We start from the raw sequence: 20,939 nt of genomic DNA, 5'->3' as shown, positions 1-20,939 counted from the left end.
CTTTTCAAATTTTTCTCTTTTTATTTATTTTTCCTATAATTCAAAAACTTCCTTCACTTTTAAAAGTCCTTCTATCAGTTTATCAATATCCTCTTCATTGTTGTAAATGCTAAAACTTGCACGGCAGCACGAAGGCACTCCTAAATACTTCATTAAAGGCTGTGCACAATGATGCCCTGAACGGACTGCTACATCGTAAGAATCCAGTATAAATGCCACATCGTGAGAATGCACATTTTTTACATTAAAGGCGATAATTCCAGCACTTTCAACATCTTTTGTAAAATAAGTTTCCACAAAATCTAGTTTTTTAAATTTTTCTAAAGCAATTTTCGTAAGGGAATTTTCAATTTCATTAATTTTTTCGTAACTAATTTCTTCAATAAAATTAATTGCTTCTTCCAAAGTTACTGCACCTTCTACATTTTGAGTACCGCCTTCAAACTTATTTGGAAGTGGTGCAAACGTTGATTCCTGTTCTGTCACAAACTCAATCATATCTCCACCGTATAAAAAAGGCGGCATTTTATCAAGAATATCCTTTTTCCCGTACATAACTCCGATTCCCATTGGAGTAAATAATTTATGTCCTGAAAATACAAGAAAATCTGCATCCAGTTCTTGAACATCATGTTTAAAATGTATCATCGACTGTGCAGCATCCACAAGAATACGTATATTTTTATTTTTATTTCGTGCAATTTCAATAATTTCCTTTATTGGTTGAATAACTCCTGTAACATTTACCACAGCAGAAATAGCTATAAGTTTTGTTTTATCTGACAGTTTATTTTTAAAATCTTCAATATCAAACTGCCCATTTTCAGTCAGATAAACAAATTTTATCTTAGCATTTTTCTTTTTAGCAACAAACTGCCAAGGGACAATGTTTGCGTGATGATTTGAAATTCCTAGAATTATCTCGTCGTTTTCGTTTATAAATTCCAGCCCGTAAGAATAGGCTATCAGATTGATTGATTCTGTCGTACTTTTTGTAAAAATTATTTCTTCTGAATATTTTGCATTAATAAACTTCTGTACAGTTTTACGTGCGTTTGCCATCAAGTTTGAGGCTTCCATAGACAAGGTATGCGAGCCACGCCCTGGATTACCATTATACTTTTCATAATATTCCATAATTTTATTCAACACTCTTTTAGGCTTTTGTGAAGTTGCCGCTGTATCAAGATAGTGATTATTTCTATTCTTAAATATTGGAAATTCTTTTCTATAGTCCATTTTTCCCTCCCTATACAATTTTACCCACAAGCAATACAGAAATTATATCACTTTGTGGGTATTTTTTCAAATTCACATTTTTTTATTTTTCTTTTAAATTCTTCTTTCCAGTTCTTCAAATAATTTTTCTCTTAACTTTTCATCATCAATGTTATCCATTATCGGACGGAATGAAGATTCTACTATTAATTTTTTTGCCCTTCCTTCAGAAAGTCCACGGCTCATTAGATAAAATAATTTTGATTCATCAACTTTTCCGACAGAAGCGGCATGTTCTCCGATAACGTCATCTTCGCTACAGAATAATGTTGGAATAGAATCAGCTTTTATTTTATCATTTAGTAAAATTGCAAATTCCCCTTCACGTCCTTCAGACTTACTAGAACCTTGCTTAAAGTAAAGGTTTCCACGAAATACTTTTTTAGCCGTATCTTTTACAGCCCCTCTTCCTTGAAGCTCTCCAATTGTTCTACGTCCACGGAAAACCACAGAGTATTCCAAGTCCAGTTTTCTGTCTTCATCAGCAAGGTATGCAGGCCATACATAAACTTCTGCTGAATCTTCTTCAAGATAAGATTTATGGCTTATTGCATTAATCTTTCCACCTAGTTCAACGCTGTAATATTGAGTTTTCCCTTGTTCCAAAGTTTCTATCTTAGATGATTCAAAATTGGAACTATTTGTATTTAAAGTTTGTATTTTTATAATTTTTACTTCTGCATTTCGTCCTGTAAACACTTTTATAATCCCATTGTGATAAACTGGTGTATCATCTTCTGAATCATAAGTAATTATTACTGTAACTTTTGCAAAATCTTCCACTTCAATAACATTGTAGTCAACTAGAAAATTATTTTCTTTATTTGCACGATAATTTAAGTAAATTGGCTTTTCAACAGTTTTTCTCTCTTTTATTTTCAAATATTTACCTTCATTATAAAAAGCAAAGTTCTGTTTCTTGAAAAAATCTCCCAATCCATAATCATTATCGTTTTTTAATCTTTCAAGTTCATGTAGTGAATCATTTATATTTTTTATAACAACTCCATCTTGATTTTCATTTTTAACTTCCAGATTATTAAATTCCTTAAAAATTTCAGGCTCCTCATATTTATAGCCAACCCTTTTCCAATTAACTTTTTCAAGTGTTTTATATTCTTCAAAAATTTTTAATCTGTAATCACTGTTATCAAGATTTTGTATGCTTGATTTTTCTAACATTTTTACTCCTCTCATTTTTTAAGCAATGTCTTTAAATTATCCAATAGTTCCTTCCAGTTCCAGCTCTATCAATTTATTAAGCTCTACAGCATATTCAAGCGGAAGCTCCTTAGAAATCGGCTCAACAAATCCTCTTACAATCATCGCCTTTGCTTCATCTTCGCTTATACCTCTTGACATAAGGTAAAATATCGCTTCATCGCTTATTCTCCCAATTTTTGCTTCATGCCCAATATCTACGCTGTCGTTATTTATATCAATTATTGGTATAGTGTCTGAACTTGACAGATTATCTAGCATCAGCGATTCACATTCCACAGTTGATCTTGCTCCTGTTGCTTCTGGCAATACTTTTAAAAGCCCCCTGTAAAAAGCTGTTCCTCCATTTTTTGAAATTGATTTTGAGTGAACTGTCGAGCTAGTCTGTTTTCCTTGATGAATAATTTTACATCCTGTGTCAAGATATTGTCCAGCCGCTGCAAATGTAACTCCTGTAAATTCACATCTTGAACGATTGCCTTTTAAGATACTCATTGGATAAAGCATGGAAACTCTTGATCCAAATGATCCAGATACCCATTCTATAACACCATCTTCTTCAACTAATGCTCTTTTGGTATTCAGGTTATACATATTTCTTGACCAGTTTTCGATGGTTGAGTATCTTAATCTTGCTCCTTTTTTGACAATCAGCTCTACAGCTCCAGCATGTAAGACATTTTTTTTGTATTTTGGTGCTGAACATCCTTCGATAAAGTGTAAATCGGCTCCTTCGTCTACAATTATAAGTGTATGCTCAAATTGTCCAGCTTCAGGCGCATTTAATCTAAAATACGATTGAAGTGGCATTTTTACTTTTACTCCTTTTGGTACATAAATGAAAGAACCACCTGACCATACTGCTCCGTGCAATGCGGCAAATTTATGATCATTAATTGAAATCAATTTCATAAAATGTTCTTTCAGCATATCCTCATATTTCACAATAGCAGTTTCAATATCTGTATAAATTACCCCTTGCTCTTCCAAATCCTTATGAATGCTGTGATAAACCACCTCAGAGTCATATTGTGCTCCCACTCCTGCAAGTGATTGCTTCTCAGCCTCAGGAATACCAAGTCTGTCAAAAGTTTCTCTTATATAGCTTGGCACATCATCCCAGTTTTCATTCATCGGTGCTGAATCAGGCTCTAAATAATGCACAATATCATTTATATCAAGATCTGACAAATCTGGCCCCCAATCAGTCATTGGCTTTGAATCATAAACTTCCAGTGCCTTCAATCTAAATTCTCTCATCCAATCAGGTTCATTTTTTCTATCTGAAATTTTATTAATAATTTCCGCTGTAAGCCCCTTATCAACTTTATATCTGTAATGTCCTTCATCTTTTATATCATAGACACCACGTTCAATGTCTGCAACATACGTTTTTTTTCTATTTTCCATTCTTCCCACACTTTCTATCCTGTATTAATTATAATCCCAAGTCTTTCTTCATTTTAGCATAACCATCTTTTTCAATGCTTTCCACTAATTCCTGTCCACCTGTCTTAACAATTTTTCCATCCATCAGAATATGAACAAAATCAGGCTTCATATATTCAAGAACTTTATCATAGTGTGTAATTATAAGTAAAGCTGTATCTTTAGTTTTTAATTTTTGGACTCCTTCAAATACAACTTTTGTCGCATCAATATCAAGTCCAGAATCAGTTTCATCCAGAATAGCCAATTTTGGCTCTAAAACTGCCATCTGTAAAATTTCATTCTTTTTCTTTTCTCCACCGGAAAAACCAACATTTAAATGTCTGTCTGCATATTCAGGATTAATGTGAAGTTTTTCCATTTTTTCCACCAATTCATTGTGAAACTTCATTAAATATTGTTTTTCCCCAGTAACAGCCTCTTTTGCCGTTCTCAAAAAATCCTCCACAGTAAGCCCTGGTATTTCCTCAGGATATTGAAACGATAAGAAAATCCCCTTTTTAGCTCTTTCATCCACAGCATCCTCATTAATATTTTCTCCATCTAGAATAATTTCTCCATCAACTAATTCATGTTTCGGATGCCCCACAAGAATACTTGCAAGTGTAGATTTTCCAGCCCCATTAGGCCCCATAATCACGTGCACTTCCCCTTTATTTATGGTTAAGTTCAATCCCTTCAGAATTTCTTTCCCTTCTACTTCAGATTTTACATTTTTCAATTCTAACAAACTCATGTTAATTTTACCTCCAAAATATTTTATAAATATACCCAAACTAAATTAAATATAAAGTTTGAGCAAAAAATTTCAAATTTTTACATTCAGTTCCTAAACTGATTTTATCATAAATTTATTTGTTTATCAAATCAAATTACGCTTATATATTCTATCAAAAAATTGTAATAAAATCAATTATGAAAATGATTTATTATTTCTTCTTTGAATTACTTATTAATCTTTTCGATATTTCACCTTCAAATAACGGTTAATTCTATAAAAAAAAGCACTCTCTTATATAAAGAGAATACTTTTCAAAAATTATATTTTTATCATTTCACAGCAAATGCCTTATGATTCAATGGCCCAGTATAATCATTTAACTTAAAGGATTGTTTCAAGGCTTCTGTGATTAATTTTTTTGTAGTGGCTACTGCTTTGCTTACTGTGGCACCTTTTGCCAGTTCTGCTGTGATTGAAGCGGAGAAAGTACACCCTGCACCGTGATTCCATTCTGTGTTGATTTTTTCAGATTCAAAAAATTCAAAATCTTTTCCATCATATAAGAAGTCGATTGATTTTTCTCCAGCAAAAAATTTTCTTCCTTTTATAACAACGTTTCTGGCACCTAAATCACATATTTTCTTGGCGGCTTCCTTTGCTTCCTCAAGCGTATCAATTTTCTCCATTCCAGCTAGTTGTGCTGCTTCAAATAGATTTGGAGTAACAACAGTTGCATAAGGTAATAACTGATTTTTCATTGCAATCACATTTTCTGGAAAAAGGTTTTCAGTAGAACCGCTGCTAACTTTACAAACCATAACGGGATCTATCACAATCGGATTTTTCAAATCCTTTAAAATAGAGCCTACATATTCAATAATTTCCACTGTCGGAAGCATTCCAGTTTTTAATGCATCCACTCCAATTCCATTTATAACAGTGTCAATCTGTTCTTTTATGACATTCAATTCGATGGGAAAAACTTTATGAGCCCAGCTATTTCTAGGATCCATTGTAACAATAACTGTCAGAGCGTTCATTCCATACACTCCTCTTTCCTGAAACGTCTTCAGATCCGCCTGTATACCAGCTCCTCCGCTTGTATCAGATCCTGCAATTGTTAATACTTTTTTTATAGACATTTTAGTACCTCCTGTTTTATATTTTAATTATTTCAGTTTTAAATTATCAATAACCTTTTTTTATAAAAAAAAATAAATAAAAATGGTTATATAATCAAATATTTCAAAAATTAATTTGTTAAATAAATATTTAAAATTTATCTTGCAAATTCAATATTTTTCATAATTTCTTTTGCTATTTCAGGTTTATTCATTGTATAAATATGAATTCCTTTGATTCCATAAGCTAATAATTCTATAATTTGTTCACTTGCGTACATTATTCCAGCCTTTTTCATAGATTCTGGATTATCTCCGTATTTTTCCAATAATTTATCTAATTTGTGAGGTACAGAGCATTTTGACAGCTCTATAATTCTTTTTATTTGTTTTGCATTTGTAACTGGCATAATTCCTGCAACTAAAGGTACTTTTATATCTAGTTTTTCTGCTTGCTCCTTAAATTTTACAAAAACATCATTGTCAAAGAACATCTGGGAAGCCAAAAAATCTGTTCCAGCCTCAACTTTATTTTTTAAATGGAATAAATCTACTAAATCATTGTTTTCATAGTGAGTTTCAGGATAAAATGCCCCGCCAATGGAAAAATCATTAAATTCACTGTTTTTTCTCAAGTCGCTAATTAGTTCAGAAGCATATTTATAATCCCCCTTGTTATAAATTTCTTCCGTTTCACCTTGCGGCACATCTCCACGAAGTGCCAAAATATTTTTTATATTGTGATTTTTTGCTTCCTGCAAATAATCGTGAATCTCGCTTTTTTTACTTCCAACGCAAGTCAAATGAGCCAAAACTTCCGTTTTCAAATTATTTTTGATGTGTGAAGCCATTTCAATAGTCCCACCTTTAGTCTTTCCACCTGCACCATACGTAACACTGATAAAATCAGGCTTGCATTCCGCCAGTTCAGCCGTAACATTCTTTAATTTCTCCTCAGAAAAATTCTTATTTGGCGGAAAAATTTCAAAGGAAATTAAATGTTCCTTTTTCTCAAACATATCTTTTATTCTCATTAAAACCTCCTGCTTTAAAATATTCTTATCTATTTACTGTTTCTAAAAATTTCTATTTGTTCTTAACTATTTCTTGTATATTGTACTATAAAAAATCTATTTTGTAAATTTTTTAACTATATTTTTTGGTTTTTATTTGTAATAAATTTTAGTTATAGTCAATTCATTTGAAAATTGAAAATTATTCTTTAATCATTTAATTAAAATATTCTCTAAGCTTACATTTTAGGTTATTTTAGTTTTAATAAACCGACGGAGCTTTTATTTGTTCAACTACGACTGTCTGACGACTGAAAGGAGTTGGATAAATAAAAGTCGGAGTCTGGCCATAGGTTGTAGGATTTGTGGCAATGAGCAATCCTACGAAAATAAAAAAGAAAAAACAGAGTAATATGAAAAAATATTTACTAATCAAAATATCCAAAAAATAATTTAGTTGAATGTTATGAAAAATATGTTTAAAATTTTTGCTGTAATTTTATTGGGACTGAGTGTGGTGAGCTGTGAGCTGTTTAGTCCAAGTTATTGGAAAAGAGTAAATGAAAGATGGGAAGAAAAAGGAGTAAGATGTTATGAAAAATGCGATAGAAATGTCTGTTGTGAAGATAGAGATGGAAATCGTTTTTAATTTGTAATTTTTGTGAAATGGATTGTTGTGTTTGGAAGTGGAATTTTTGGGATTCGCTTCTTTTTTGAAAAAATGAGAAATATTAAAAAAGAACTCCCAAAATTATTATTTTCAGGAATTCTCCAGTTAATTTTATTTATGTTTTTTATAAGCTCTAATTCTGTTTGGAAGTGAGAATAATTTTATAAATCCTCCCGCATCCTTATGGCTGTAAAGCTCACTTGCACCAAATGAAGAGATTTCCTCGTCATATAATGCAAAATCAGTGAATCTTCCAGCGATTTTTATACTTCCCTTGTACAATTTCAATTTTATTGTACCGTTTACATTTTTTGAAGTTTCGTCTACAAATGCGTCAAGTCCTTCACGAAGTGGTGTAAACCATTGTCCAGAATAGGCTATGCTTGCATATTTTTGTGAAACAAGTTTTTTAAACTCAAATGTATCCTTGTCAAAAATTAAAGTTTCCAGCTCTTTTAGTGCTTCCATCAGCAATGTTCCACCTGGTGTTTCATAAATTCCTCTTGATTTCATTCCAACCAGTCTGTTTTCCACAATATCAATTACTCCGACACCATTTTCTCCAGCAACTTTATTTAATTTTCTTAATAATTCCACTGGCTCCAATGCTTTTCCGTCAACTTTTACAGGCCATCCCTGCTCGAATGTAATATCTACATAAGTTGGTTTATCTGGTGCTTTTTCAGGAGGAGTCGTCATCATATAGACAATATCTTCCTTATGTTCATTCTCAAGGCCTTCAATATCTCCACCTTCATGGGAAATATGCCATAAGTTCTGATCTCTTGAATAAATTTTTTCTTTTGTTACACTTATTTTTATACCTTTTTTTTGTGCGTAGTCAATTGCATCTTCTCTTGAGGAAATATCCCAGATTCTCCAAGGTGCAATTATTTTTAATGTCGGATCCAATGAAAATACTCCAGTTTCAAATCTAACCTGATCATTTCCTTTCCCGGTACATCCGTGACAAATATATGTTGCACCTTCTTTATGGGCAACATCTACTAACGCTTTAGAAATTAAAGGACGTGCAAATGAAGTTCCTAATAAATATTTATTTTCATAAACTGCCCCCGCTCTTAAGGCACGGAAAGCATAATCTCTTACAAATTCATCTTTTTTATCTTCTACATAAACTTTGGAAGCACCAGATTCGATGGCTTTTACTTTCACAGCTTCCATATCTTCGTCCTGTCCAACATCCACACAGCACGCAATTACTTCTAAATCATAATGTTCTTTTAGCCAAGGTATGATAATTGACGTATCAAGCCCACCTGAATACGCTAAAACTACTTTTTCTTTTGTCATCTTCCTGTTTCCCTTCAATTAAAATTTATTTGGAAAATTTTGCTTCAATGTTTTATTCCAGCTGTCAACTCTACTTTTCTGAGTTTTTAAGAAAGCGTCAACGTCACCTTCAACTATAACTTTTGTCATCACATCTCCGTTAGATAGTTTTTTAACAACAGCCAAATCAGTATCTGATACAACTTCTCCAAAAATAGTATGATTTCCATTTAACCATTCTGTTGGCACAGTCGTAATGAAAAACTGGCTTCCATTTGTTCCTGGCCCAGCATTTGCCATAGCCAGTTTACCAGCTTTAGAAAAGTTCAGCCCATTATCAACTTCATCTTCAAATTGGTATCCCGGCCCTCCTGTTCCTGTTCCATTTGGATCTCCACCTTGAGCCATAAAGTTTTCAATAACTCTATGAAATGTTAATCCGTTATAGTACCCTTTTTTTGCCAAATTTACAAAATTAGCAACAGTTACAGGCGATTTGTCAGGTAATAAATTAATATTAATATCACCTTTTGCAGTAATAATTTTCACTTTCATCCTATACTCTTTACTGTATGATTGCACAGCAACAGTCATCATCATTAGAATTGATAACATAAGTAATGATACTCTTTTAATCATACATCTCCTTTCATTTCAATATATATTTTATGTTTTAAAGAAAGATTTATTAACACTTAATTTTAAATCTAGCTTTAAAAATCTAAATACATTTTATCATATTGCAGAGGATTTTTGAATAAGATTTTAAAATAATTCTCTTTTCACAGCTGTTTTTGTTATCTAAAAATTATTACAAGAATCATTGGCTCGTGTCTCCCTTGTGGGACAATGAGTTGTAGTAGTTAAAACGATCAAAACTTTTATAGTTCCAATTTAATCCCTTTTTTTCGCAAGTTTTCGATACACTCAACTAAATATTCATTATCATGCTCTTTGTAAATCGGGCTATCTATAATTTTTTCTTCAAGATTATTGTAATTTTCTGCTTTCTTTCCCCTATAATTCTTATCTCTCCATTCTTTAGAAACTTTATACCCTCTGTTTTCCATTTCATCCATAACCAATGAATGATAAACAAATAAATAATATGGAGAATATAAAAATACATAATCTACTGTTTTATGTTTCTTTTTCCATCCATTTCCCCTAAGCGCACAACATTCTCTATGTTGACCAAGAAGCTGGTTTTTAGGCAATAGATGAATAATTTGTTCATGCCATAGTCTCATCTTTTTCTCCTGTTAATAAAGTAGATTCTTGTAAATATTTATTTGGATATTTCTTTAGTAAAGTATTGATATATTCAATTACAGATTTCTGATTATTTCTCCCTCCCATATATTCTTCCAGTATGTTAAATAATCCTTGTTTTTCGAGCTTCGTTGCTTTTTTTTTGAAATATCCCCATAAATGAAGAATTGCATTACTAAAATCTTTTTTACTTTCTTTCATATTCCTTACTTTTTGTATTCTTTCATTAATAAATACAATATCAATTTCTTTTTCTTTCAAATACTTTCTTATTTCTAAGTACACTTTATGCGATTTGCTTAACACATAATATTTATTTTTTGCCCATAGTTCTTCGCATTCTTTTTTTTTATTCATGTGGTTCACATCAGCCCTTCTTTCAAGATATTTATAGTTGATCTCCTTTCAATTTTTCGTTAGTTAATTTTTTAATAGCTATTTTTTCTATGTTTGCGAGTATTAAAAATTTAATCTAATCTTCATGCATTTGTCGTCAAAATAATTTATTAAGTATATTCCAACCCATTTAAAATTGAACTACTAAAAATTATAGTAAATTTAGGGTTTGAGTAAAATAGTCATAGCTTTTGAGTTTGATTTTAAAGAAGTTTTGCTATAAAATCTAACCTCAAAAATTAGTAAAACGGCAATTTAACAAAACTGCCGTTCTAAATTTATATATAATTTATTTACCATCGAATACTGTTGGATAAGCCTTGTCATTATTAAATGCCCAAGAACCGTCATAATAATAGTTGTTATCTTTTGCATTGTAAACCAGATTTCTTCCAGCTTTCAAATGCATATATTTATATTTTTTCAAATATTTTTCAGTTTTTTCAGTATCTTGAATAAGAACACTCACTTTTACATTGTTGTAAGTTTCCCCATCAAATACACATTTTTCAAAATCCACATCCACTTTATAATCTTTTTCATTAATTTTCTTAAAATCACTGTATACCTTCGGAATATTACAATATGAATCTTTTTCCAACTTCGCAGTTTTAGTATGTACCTTTTTTATTTCTGTACCTTCTGCAAAAGCCACCATAGACATAATAAATAATACAAACATACTCTTTTTCATAATAAATTTCCTCCTTGATTTCATTTTTATTATAATTTATCTATAATAGTATATCATATTTTCTTTGATTTTTCTATTTTTTAGGAAAATAATGTAAATTTTTATTAAAAATACATCCAAAATTAATCAATAAATCCAATAGCAAGATAAAAAAATATGAATATATTCCAAAATATCACTAAAATTGAAATAAAATTAAATAATCTTGGAGCTGTAAATAAAATAGTCATAACTTCAAAGTTCAGTTTTAAGATGATTTTACTATGATAAATCTTATAACTTATATTCAACCCATTATATTTGAGAAATAACAAAAAACTGCTTCGTTTTTAGTGTCGAAACAGTTTCTATAAATAACTTTTATTTAGGAACCTGATAGGCTTGATGACAAATCGGACATTGCATAAATTCCTGTTTTTTGCTTATTGGGAATATAGGTATCCAAAATAGTGTAAACCATTGTTGTGTGCTTATAAACTGTAAATCAGATACGTTGTGGCATCGGGAACATTCATATCTTCCTACCACACCTAGATTTTTTATTTTATTTTTCGTTCCAAATATTATAATCATTTTAAATAATTCCCCTTTCAATAAATTAATCTTCTTTTTCAATTTCCAGTAATTTTAGTCTTAAGTCGTCTGCAAGTACATTTTCTTCAATTTCAGCAGGAGCTCCTGTCATCAAATCCTGTCCTTTATTTGTTTTAGGGAATGGGATTACTTCTTTTATAGAGTTTTCCTTTAACATTGCCATAAGCCATCTGTCGATTCCGAAGGCAAGTCCTCCGTGTGGCGGTACTCCGTATTTTAGCACTTCCAGAAAGAAGCCAAATTTTTCCTGCTGTTCTTCTTTGCTAAGCCCCAATTTTTCAAACACTTTTTCCTGTAATTCCTCTTCGTGAATTCTGATACTTCCTCCACCGATTTCATAACCGTTTAGAACCATATCGTAGGAATCTGTCTTTATTTTATCAAGTTCATTTGAATCAAGATATTTTCTGTCTTCCTGCTTTATTGAAGTAAACGGATGATGTTGAGCCTTGTATCTGTTTTCTTCTTCGCTCCATTCAAACATTGGGAAATCAACTACCCATAGGAATTTGAATGAATCTTTGTTAATTAATTCCAGTTCTTCTCCCAGTTTTAGCCTTAATGCTCCCAGTCCGTCGTGAACAATTTTGTATTTATCAGCTAAAACTAAAGCGATTTCGTTATTTTTAATTCCTAATTTTTGAGTAATTTCAGCTAATTTTTCTTCTGTAAAAAATTTGGCAATTGGAGAATTAATTTCGCCATCTTCATTAATTTTGATATAAGCTAGCCCTTTTGCTTTGAAATATGTCTTTACAAAGTCTTCTAAATCTTTGATGTATTTTCTTGAGAATTTTTCAGCATTTGGAGCAACAATCGCTTTTACATTTCCCCCATCTTTTATTGCATTTTCAAATACTCCGAATCCACAATTTTCTGTTTCTTTGGATAAATCAATCAATTTCATGTCAAATCTTAAATCAGGCTTGTCTGAACCATAAAAATTCATTGCATCATCATAACTCATTCTTTCAAAATTTTCAGTAATTTCAATACCAGTAACATCTTTAAATACTTGTTTTGCAAGTGCTTCTGTCACATTTAAAATATCTTCTTGCTCAATAAACGACATTTCCAAGTCCAATTGAGTAAATTCAGGCTGTCTGTCGGCTCTTAAATCCTCGTCTCTAAAACATTTTGCAAGCTGGTAATATTTATCAACACCCGATACCATAAGGATTTGCTTAAATAACTGTGGAGATTGCGGCAAGGCGTAAAAGTCGCCTTTATTTATTCGGCTTGGAACAACGAAATCTCTCGCTCCTTCAGGTGTGGCTTTTGCTAGAATAGGAGTGTCAATATCTAAAAATCCATTTTCATTCATAAATTTTCTAATTGAAAACAGCATATTATTTCTTTTTATAATGTTATTTAACATTCTCGGACGTCTTATATCGAGATATCTGTAAGTTAGACGCATATTTTCATTAAGATTTCCTGTTTCATCAATTTCAAACGGTAATTGCTTAGAACGGCTCAAAATCTCAATGTTTTTTGCTTCAACTTCGATATCTCCAGTAGAAATATTTTTATTTTTGCTGCTTCTTTCAGCAACTTTTCCAGTAACTTTTATAACCCATTCATTTTTTAATTTTCTAGCTTCTTCAAAAAGCTCTTTTCCTGAAACTTCTTCATTCACTAAAATTTGAGTAATTCCGTATCTATCTCTCAAATCAATGAATGTGAAATGCCCCAAATCCCTAACTTTTGAAACCCATCCAGATAAAATAACTTCTTCTCCGATGTTTTCTATTCTTAATTCATTTAATTTATAATTTCTGTACATTTTCATTTTTCCTTTCAATTTTTCTTTTTTACAAAATTTTCTCTTTTTATTTTAAAAGTTTAATAATTTCTTCTAATTTATATTTTTCTTGTTCTCCTGTACTAAATTTCTTCATTGTAACTACATTTTCTTTTTGTTCATCTTCTCCTAAAATCAATACATAGTCTGCATTTTCACGGTTTGCCTTTTTCATTTGGGCTCCAAAACTTTTTGGATTGTAGTCAAAATTAACTTTTATTCCATTTTTTCGCAGTTCTTCAACTATTTTTACAAAATATTCTTTTGTTTCGTCAAAATAAATAACGTAAATTTTGTTTTCTTCTTTTGCAATCAAATTTTCATCCATAAGCATTGCAATTCTTTCCATTCCAGCAGCGAAACCTATTCCTGGGACTTTTGCATTTCCAAGTATTTCAAGGAGTCTGTCGTAACGTCCTCCAGCTAGTACAGTTGCTTGCGAGCCTAATTTATTAGATTTTATTTCAAAAACTATATCTGAGTAATAGTCAAGTCCACGCACCAGCTTGTCGTTTACTACATAATTAATATTCATCAATTCAAGATATTTTTTTGTATCTTCAAAATAATTTTTACTTTCTTCGTCAAGATAGTCGTATAATTTTGGAGCGTTTATAAATTGTTCCTGATCGCCTTTGTCTTTTGAATCCAAGGCTCTTAGAGGATTTGTTGTGTATCTTCGTTTTGAGTCGTCACTAAGTTTATCCAGTCTTTTTTCCATAAATGCTTTTAAATCATCAATGTATTTTTTTCTTGAATCAATATTTCCAAGACTGTTTATTTCCACAGTCAGTCCAGTAATTCCCAGCTTTTCAAGGAATTCACATCCCATTCGGATAATTTCTGCATCAAGGTAAGCGGAACGAACTCCAAACATTTCAATTCCCATTTGGTGAAATTCTCGAAATCTTCCTTTTTGAGGGGCTTCGTAACGGTACATTGGACCATTGTAGAACCATTTTACGATTGGGGAAGATTTGTGAAAGCCTGCTTCCAAATAGGCACGTACGACTCCGGCAGTACCTTCTGGACGCATTGTAACGTTTCTGTTTCCCTTATCTGTAAACTCATACATTTCCTTTGAAACAACATCCGTCTCATCTCCAACACCACGTCTAAAAAGCTCAGTTTCTTCCAGAATAGGTGTTATAATTCGCTCAAATCCATATTTTTCAAATACATTTTTTGCTGTATCAACAATTAAGTCATATTTTTTTACATCATCAGAATATCTATCTTTCATTCCCTTTAAAACATTAATCATTCTTAATTTATCCTTTCATCACATACAATTTTAGCAATTAAAAATTTATCTTCTCATATTATATCAAAAAATGTAAGTTATTATCAACATTTATTTTGAATTTATCTTCAAGTATTCAAATAATATTTTATGAATATTCTTTTTGATAAAACAAATAAATTATGTTATACTTTTAATTGAAAAAATAGCTAAAAAAGAATAGATAAAAAGTAGGATGATAAATAAAAATTAATTGAAGAACGGGAGAAAGTTATGGATAAGGTAGCTTTAATTATGGCGGGGGGAAGTGGAACGAGATTTTGGCCGTTGTCTACGAATGAGAAGCCGAAGCAGTTTTTGGATCTTGTGTCGAAAAAAACTATGATAAAGGAAACGATTGACAGGATAAAGGAGCTTATTCCGATAGAGAGGATTTTTATTTCCACGAATATTAAATATTTTGATATAATAAAAAAGGAACTTCCTGAGATTGCTGACAGGAATATAATTTTTGAGCCAATGGCTAGGGATACGGCGGCTTGTATCGGATACGCAGCCTGTATTATCAGAAAAATTTATGAGAATAGCATTATGGCTGTTTTACCGTCGGATCATCTGATTAAGAAGGAAAAGGAATTTTTGGACAGCTTGGAGTTTGCATTTCAGGAGGCTGAGAAAAATAAGATTGTTACGTTGGGAATTAAGCCTACTTATGCGGAAACTGGGTACGGATATATTGAGTATGTAGATAGAAAAAAAACAAAAGACAATAAAAATAATTGTGAAAATAAAGGAAAATTCAAGTCGTATAAAGTGAAAAAATTTAGGGAAAAGCCTAATAAGGAGCTGGCTGAAAAATATATTGAGCAGGGGAATTATCTTTGGAATAGTGGAATGTTTCTTTGGAAAACGGAATTTATTTTACATGAAATAAAAAAATATATGGAAACACACAAGACTATTTTGGAAAATATTGAAAAAATGCTGGAAAATGTAGATTTGAATGAAGTTTATGGGGAGAAATTAAGTAATTTTGTAAAGGGTGAATTTGAGAAATTTGAAAAAATTTCGATAGATTTTGGAGTGATGGAGCATACAAAATCTGTGAGCGTGATTCCAGTTGACATTGACTGGAATGATGTTGGAAATTTCAAGTCGCTTGAGGATATTTTTCCAAAGGACAAGGATAGCAACGTTGTGCAAGCTAATCATTTTGAGCAGATTGAATCAGAAGGAAATATTGTAATTAATAAGGAAAATGATAAAATTATCGCTACAATAGGACTAGAAAATATTGTTATTGTAAATACAAAGGATGCCTTGCTTGTCTGCCATAAGGATAAAAGTCAGGAAGTTAAGAAAATATTGAATAAAATTGAGATGCAAAATAAGTAGTCCAAGATAATAGTTGACTATTTTACTTGAACTTTAGTGTTATTTTAAAGTTATATTAGTTTAATATAAAAAAATTCGGACATAATAAAAAAACATCAATAAAAATATTTATTGAATAAAGGGAGCAAAACTAAAAATGGAAATAGATATTATAAAAGAAGCTAAAAATGTATTTGACATTGAAATTGCGGAACTGGAAAAATTAAAAAATAAGCTGGGAGATAATTTTCAAAAGTTAGTTCAAATGATTTTGGAATTGAAAAATAATAATAAAGTTGTTGTGACAGGAATTGGAAAGTCTGGAATAATTGGGAAAAAAATTACAGCGACACTTGCTTCGACTGGTACAACAGCAGTATTTATAAATGCAGCAGAGGCACTTCACGGTGATTTGGGAATGATTAGCGATGGAGATGTTGTAATTGCAATCTCAAACAGCGGAAATTCAGATGAGGTATTAAGCATTTTGGCACCAATAAGAAAAATTGGAGGAAAAATTGTTGCATTTACTGGAAATCCTAATTCTACATTAGGGAAATATGCGGAACTGACGATTAATGTCGGGGTGGAAAAGGAAGCGTGTCCGTTGGGGCAAGCTCCGATGAGTTCAACTACAGCAACACTTGTGACAGGAGATGCACTTGCCGTATGCCTTATGAAATTAAAGAATTTTACAGAAAACGACTTTGCTAAATATCATCCAGGAGGAAGTCTTGGAAAACGGTTATTATTACATGTTTCAGATTTAATGCACATTGGAGACGAACTGCCAGTTGTAAAAGAAGATGAAAAAATTGAAAATGTATTAATGGTTCTTACAAAGAAAAAATTAGGAGCTGTGTGTATTTCAGATACAGGACTTGAAAATGGAAAACTGCTTGGAATCATAACAGAAGGTGATATTCGGCGTGCATTGGAACATAAGGAGAAATTTTTTGATTATGTGGCTTCCGACATTATGATTTCCACACCAGTAACGATTGAGAAAGATGCGATGGCTCTCGATGCACTTCATCTGATGGAAAATAGAAAAAGCCAGATTAATGTATTGCCAGTTGTGGAAAATGGGAATGTTGTGGGCTTAATAAGAGTGCACGATTTAATAGGATTAAGATAAGGGGAATTTTTTTGAATGGATAATAAAAATTTATTGAAGGGTACAATGGTTTATTCTCTTATGAACCTAGTTACAAAGATGGGTTCATTTATATTTTTGCCGATAATAACGAGGTTACTGACACAGGAAGAATTTGGGATTGTGGGAACGTTGGCTCCGATTACTTCATTGTTTACGGTGATTCTGGGGCTGGGGCTTTATAATGCTCAGATGAAGAAATATGTAGATTTGAAGGAAAGTGAAGATGAGTTTGGAAGCTATATGTTTTCTTCAACTTTGATTATAATAGTTTTTAATGTACTTACTTATATTTTTTTATTTACACCGGCAGCACAAAAGTTGTTTTCATATATAGTTGATTTAAGCAAGGTAAGTTACTATCCTTTGATAATTGTCAGCGTCTTAATTGCTACAACGAACGCTTTTAACAATCTTTCGACAACTTTGTTCAGAATGAAGAGAATGTATATGAAAGTTGCGATAGGAAGTGTTGTAAGCCTTTTTACAACTTATATTCTGGCAATTTACTTTATAAAATACTTAAAATGGGGAGTTTTTGGAAACCAGTTTGCAAATTTAATTGCGTTGCTTATAGTATTTCTGTTCTATTTTAAGGATTATTTTGGGAAATTTAGATTTAAGCTGAATTTTGATTATGTGAAATATTCGCTAAGAAATGGATTACCGCTGATTTTTATTGAGCTTACGGATCAGGTTGTAAATTTGAGCGATAGACTTGTTTTGGCAAAATTTGTTTCTCTTGCGGTAGTTGGAGGGTATACACTTGCATTTACTGGGGGAAGAGTTTTATCGGTTGTTACAGGTTCTTTTGTAAACAGCTGGACGCCAGAGTTTTATGAGGCGATGAAGGAGGATAGGACAAATCCGAGAATAACACGGAGTGTGGAAAACTTTATTGCAATTATTTCCTTTGCCTGTGTAATTGCACAGTTGTTTGCTCCAGAAGGAATAAAATTGATATTTCCAAAAAGTTATCATCAGGCGATAAATTATATGCCGTTAATTTTGGCTGGAATTGTAATTCAGGCGTTATTTTGCCTTGATTATTTTTTCCATTTTCACGAAGATAGTATATACATTTTTTATTTTACAATGTTTGCAATGATATTTAATTTAGTTGGAAATATAATTTTTATACCAAAATTTCCAGAAATTGGGCCTATTATTGCGGCGTGGACAACATTACTTGCTTTTTTATTTAGAGCAATAATGGAAATGATGATTATAAGGAAAAAATATAAGATTTCGTTTAATTATAAAAAATTATTTTTATATTTCATAATTATTGTAAATCCTGTAATATTTTATTTGTCAAATGATCAGCTTTCGTGGATGAAATTTGGCTTGAAAATAGTTTATTTGGCAATAGTTACGAAATTGCTTGTAAATAGGGAAGTTTACGCTAAAATTGCAAATCTTGTGAATGGAATAAAAAGAAAAATTATAAAACGTTAAATTTTAAAGTTTTGAAAAATAAGGGGAAATAAAAAATGAAATTTACGATTTTTACACCAACTTTTAATCGAAAAGAACTGCTTGAAAAATTGTATAAATCACTTCAAAAACAGACTTACAAGGACTTTGAGTGGCTTATTGTAGATGATGGCTCTGCTGATGGAACTAAAGAGAAGGTAGAAGAATTTTTGAGTGAAAAAAAGCTGGATATAAAGTATTATTTTAAGGAAAACGGAGGTAAACAGCGAGCGTATAATTTCGCAACTGATAAAGCAAATGGAGAGCTTTTTATATGCCTTGATTCTGATGATGAATATGTCGAAAATGGTCTTGAAACTATTTTGAAATATTGGAAAAAATATGAAAAAAATAGTGATATTGCGGGAATGGGGTATTTATCAACTTATCCAGATGGAGAAGTTATAGGTTCTAGTTTTCCAGAAAAAGATATGATTTCAACACAGTTTGATATTTACAATAAATATAGCGTTAAGGGCGATAAAGGGCTTATGTTTCGGACTGAAATTATAAAAAAATATAAATTTCCAGTTTTTGATGATGAAAAATTTATTACTGAGGCTGTTGTCTATAATAGAATTTGTGAAAAGTATAAAATGGTTTATGTAAATGAGAAAATTGAGATAAAGGAATATCAGGAAGATGGATTGACAGCAAAATACAATAATTTACTGCTGCGAAATCCGAAAGGACAGGCTCTTTATCATAATGAAATCAATACCCAAAATTTGTCTTTTAAGCAGAAAGTTCTAAATAATGCTGTTTATTACAAATTTTGCAGGGCAGCAGGATATAAACTTGGAAAAATATTTAAAGAAAATAAAAATAAATTGTTTTTAATTTTTGCTTTAGGAATCGGGGAATATATGTGGCAAAAAGAGAAAAATAAAAAATAAGATTTTAAGTTTGGAAACATAGAAGTTAGAAATTTAGGAAAGAGAAAGAAATACGAAATGAACAAAAAATTAGATGATAAAAAGGTAGTAGTTGGAATGAGTGGCGGCATAGATAGTTCTGTCGCTGCTCTTTTATTGAAACAGCAAGGCTATGAAGTTATAGGAGTTACGTTAAAGCATTTGCCTGATGAACTTTCAGAAAATCCTGGAAAAACGTGCTGTTCCCTTGATGATATAAATGATGCAAGATATACGTGCTACACTTTGGGAATTCCTCATTATGTCCTAAATGTTGTGGAAGAATTTAAAAAGGATGTAATGGAATATTTTATAAAGATGTACAATGCTGGAAAAACACCTTCACCTTGTGTAATTTGCGATGAAAAGGTAAAGATAAAAAAACTCGTAGAATTCGCTGATAAAATGGGAATAAAATACATTTCGACAGGGCATTATTCAAAAGTTAGTAAGAATAATATGCTTTTATGGGATAAAAATAACAGAAAAGATCAGACTTATATGCTTTATCGACTGGATAAAGATGTTGTGGAAAGATTTTTATTTCCACTTTCAGAATATGAAAAATCAGAAGTTCGTGAAATCGCAAGACAAAATGGTATTCACACTCATAATAAGCCCGATAGCCAAGGAATCTGCTTTGCTCCCAACGGATATATTCCATTTTTGAAAAAAGTGCTCGGAAATGATGTAAAAAAGGGAAATTTTGTGGATAAAAATGGTAAAATTATCGGAGAACACATAGGTTATCAGTTTTACACAGTTGGGCAGCGGCGTGGACTGGGGCTTAATTTAGGAAAGCCGTTTTTTGTGCTTGAGCTTCGCCCTGAAACAAATGAGGTTGTTGTGGGAGATTTTGATGAATTGCTAATAAAGGAAATAGAAGTGATAAATTGTAAATTTCATTATGATTTAAAAGAAATAGTCGGAAAAAAATTAACTGCACGTCCGAGGTTCTCTTCAAAAGGATTGGCTGGAGAGTTGAAAATTTTAAAAAGTGAAGAAAGTAATGAAAATAGGATAATTTTTGAGTTTGATGAAAAAACTCACGAAAATTCAGAAGGACAGCACATTGTATTTTATTTGGACAATGAAATTGTTGGTGGCGGCGAAATAAGACAGAGTAAAAAATATAGGGGCAGTCATTAAATACCACAACAAATCTTTTTTGACTGCTTTTTTTAAAATATTTTACTTTGTGATATTTCTTTCAAAACTTCCCTAATCGGACATTCTCCTCCTCTCAAATA

The 20,939-nt window shown here is 31.4% G+C and carries 20 protein-coding genes; 6 read left to right on the top strand and 14 right to left on the bottom strand.

Annotated features, from left to right (window positions below):
• Positions 1-33 precede the first annotated feature (33 nt).
• The 6 genes from K324_RS0104180 to metF form a co-directional block, all read right to left on the bottom strand.
• The gene (locus K324_RS0104180; RefSeq protein WP_026748063.1) at positions 34-1,239 is read right to left on the bottom strand and encodes a SufS family cysteine desulfurase; all 1,206 of its coding nucleotides are present in this window, start codon (positions 1,237-1,239) and stop codon (positions 34-36) included.
• 93 nt (positions 1,240-1,332) lie between these two features.
• A complete protein-coding gene (gene sufD / locus K324_RS0104175) occupies positions 1,333-2,460 on the bottom strand; it encodes a Fe-S cluster assembly protein SufD (protein ID WP_026748062.1) in 1,128 nt (375 codons plus the stop codon).
• A 36-nt stretch (positions 2,461-2,496) separates the two neighbouring features.
• Positions 2,497-3,909 (bottom strand): Fe-S cluster assembly protein SufB, encoded by a 1,413-nt coding sequence (gene sufB, locus K324_RS0104170; protein WP_026748061.1) that lies wholly within the window; start codon positions 3,907-3,909, stop codon positions 2,497-2,499.
• 28 nt (positions 3,910-3,937) lie between these two features.
• Entirely contained in the window at positions 3,938-4,684 is a 747-nt protein-coding gene (gene sufC, locus K324_RS0104165) for a Fe-S cluster assembly ATPase SufC (RefSeq protein ID WP_026748060.1), read from the bottom strand.
• Between the two features lie 314 nt (positions 4,685-4,998).
• Complete coding sequence (gene pdxK, locus K324_RS0104160; protein WP_026748059.1) at positions 4,999-5,811, bottom strand: pyridoxine/pyridoxal/pyridoxamine kinase; 813 nt, start codon at positions 5,809-5,811, stop codon at positions 4,999-5,001.
• A 137-nt stretch (positions 5,812-5,948) separates the two neighbouring features.
• Positions 5,949-6,824 carry a methylenetetrahydrofolate reductase [NAD(P)H] gene (gene metF / locus K324_RS0104155; RefSeq protein ID WP_026748058.1) on the bottom strand — a complete coding sequence of 292 codons (876 nt, stop codon included), beginning with the start codon at positions 6,822-6,824 and terminating at the stop codon, positions 5,949-5,951.
• A gap of 445 nt (positions 6,825-7,269) precedes the next feature.
• Here metF and K324_RS15970 point away from each other — a divergent pair, with 445 nt between their 5' ends.
• A complete protein-coding gene (locus tag K324_RS15970; RefSeq protein ID WP_169720563.1) occupies positions 7,270-7,452 on the top strand; it encodes a hypothetical protein in 183 nt (60 codons plus the stop codon).
• 132 nt (positions 7,453-7,584) lie between these two features.
• Here the strand turns inward: K324_RS15970 and K324_RS0104145 are convergent, their stop codons facing one another.
• The 8 genes from K324_RS0104145 to hisS form a co-directional block, all read right to left on the bottom strand.
• Positions 7,585-8,787: an argininosuccinate synthase gene (locus K324_RS0104145; RefSeq protein WP_026748056.1), complete on the bottom strand. Its 1,203-nt coding sequence runs from the start codon at positions 8,785-8,787 to the stop codon at positions 7,585-7,587.
• Between the two features lie 18 nt (positions 8,788-8,805).
• Positions 8,806-9,360, bottom strand: a complete 555-nt coding sequence (locus tag K324_RS0104140) for a peptidylprolyl isomerase (RefSeq protein WP_269473212.1) — start codon at positions 9,358-9,360, stop codon at positions 8,806-8,808.
• A gap of 287 nt (positions 9,361-9,647) precedes the next feature.
• The gene (locus tag K324_RS0104135) at positions 9,648-10,016 is read right to left on the bottom strand and encodes a TIGR02328 family protein (protein WP_026748054.1); all 369 of its coding nucleotides are present in this window, start codon (positions 10,014-10,016) and stop codon (positions 9,648-9,650) included.
• Complete coding sequence (locus K324_RS0104130; protein ID WP_026748053.1) at positions 10,000-10,395, bottom strand: YbgA family protein; 396 nt, start codon at positions 10,393-10,395, stop codon at positions 10,000-10,002. Before K324_RS0104130 ends, K324_RS0104135 begins: the two co-directional genes overlap by 17 nt.
• Before the next feature lie 328 nt (positions 10,396-10,723).
• On the bottom strand, positions 10,724-11,128 hold the full coding sequence (locus K324_RS0104125; RefSeq protein WP_026748052.1) for a hypothetical protein: 405 nt from the start codon (positions 11,126-11,128) through the stop codon (positions 10,724-10,726).
• 360 nt (positions 11,129-11,488) lie between these two features.
• Positions 11,489-11,701, bottom strand: a complete 213-nt coding sequence (locus K324_RS0104120; RefSeq protein ID WP_026748051.1) for a zinc-ribbon domain-containing protein — start codon at positions 11,699-11,701, stop codon at positions 11,489-11,491.
• A 25-nt stretch (positions 11,702-11,726) separates the two neighbouring features.
• The gene (gene aspS / locus K324_RS0104115; RefSeq protein WP_026748050.1) at positions 11,727-13,508 is read right to left on the bottom strand and encodes an aspartate--tRNA ligase; all 1,782 of its coding nucleotides are present in this window, start codon (positions 13,506-13,508) and stop codon (positions 11,727-11,729) included.
• Positions 13,509-13,554: 46 nt separating this feature from the next.
• Positions 13,555-14,790, bottom strand: a complete 1,236-nt coding sequence (gene hisS / locus K324_RS0104110; protein WP_026748049.1) for a histidine--tRNA ligase — start codon at positions 14,788-14,790, stop codon at positions 13,555-13,557.
• 252 nt (positions 14,791-15,042) lie between these two features.
• Here hisS and K324_RS0104105 point away from each other — a divergent pair, with 252 nt between their 5' ends.
• The 5 genes from K324_RS0104105 to mnmA all read left to right on the top strand — a co-directional run bounded on the left by K324_RS0104105 (position 15,043) and on the right by mnmA (position 20,838).
• Positions 15,043-16,164: a mannose-1-phosphate guanylyltransferase gene (locus K324_RS0104105; protein ID WP_026748048.1), complete on the top strand. Its 1,122-nt coding sequence runs from the start codon at positions 15,043-15,045 to the stop codon at positions 16,162-16,164.
• 136 nt (positions 16,165-16,300) lie between these two features.
• Positions 16,301-17,281: a KpsF/GutQ family sugar-phosphate isomerase gene (locus K324_RS0104100; protein WP_026748047.1), complete on the top strand. Its 981-nt coding sequence runs from the start codon at positions 16,301-16,303 to the stop codon at positions 17,279-17,281.
• Between the two features lie 15 nt (positions 17,282-17,296).
• Entirely contained in the window at positions 17,297-18,757 is a 1,461-nt protein-coding gene (locus tag K324_RS0104095) for a lipopolysaccharide biosynthesis protein (protein ID WP_026748046.1), read from the top strand.
• A gap of 35 nt (positions 18,758-18,792) precedes the next feature.
• Positions 18,793-19,671, top strand: a complete 879-nt coding sequence (locus tag K324_RS0104090) for a glycosyltransferase family 2 protein (protein WP_026748045.1) — start codon at positions 18,793-18,795, stop codon at positions 19,669-19,671.
• 57 nt (positions 19,672-19,728) lie between these two features.
• Entirely contained in the window at positions 19,729-20,838 is a 1,110-nt protein-coding gene (gene mnmA / locus K324_RS0104085) for a tRNA 2-thiouridine(34) synthase MnmA (RefSeq protein ID WP_026748044.1), read from the top strand.
• Positions 20,839-20,939: the final 101 nt, after the last annotated feature.

This window comes from Leptotrichia trevisanii DSM 22070, from assembly GCF_000482505.1.
Taxonomy (GTDB): domain Bacteria; phylum Fusobacteriota; class Fusobacteriia; order Fusobacteriales; family Leptotrichiaceae; genus Leptotrichia; species Leptotrichia trevisanii.
Note: the sequence above shows the minus strand (reverse complement) of the source record. Positions and strands in the feature narration are given on the sequence as shown.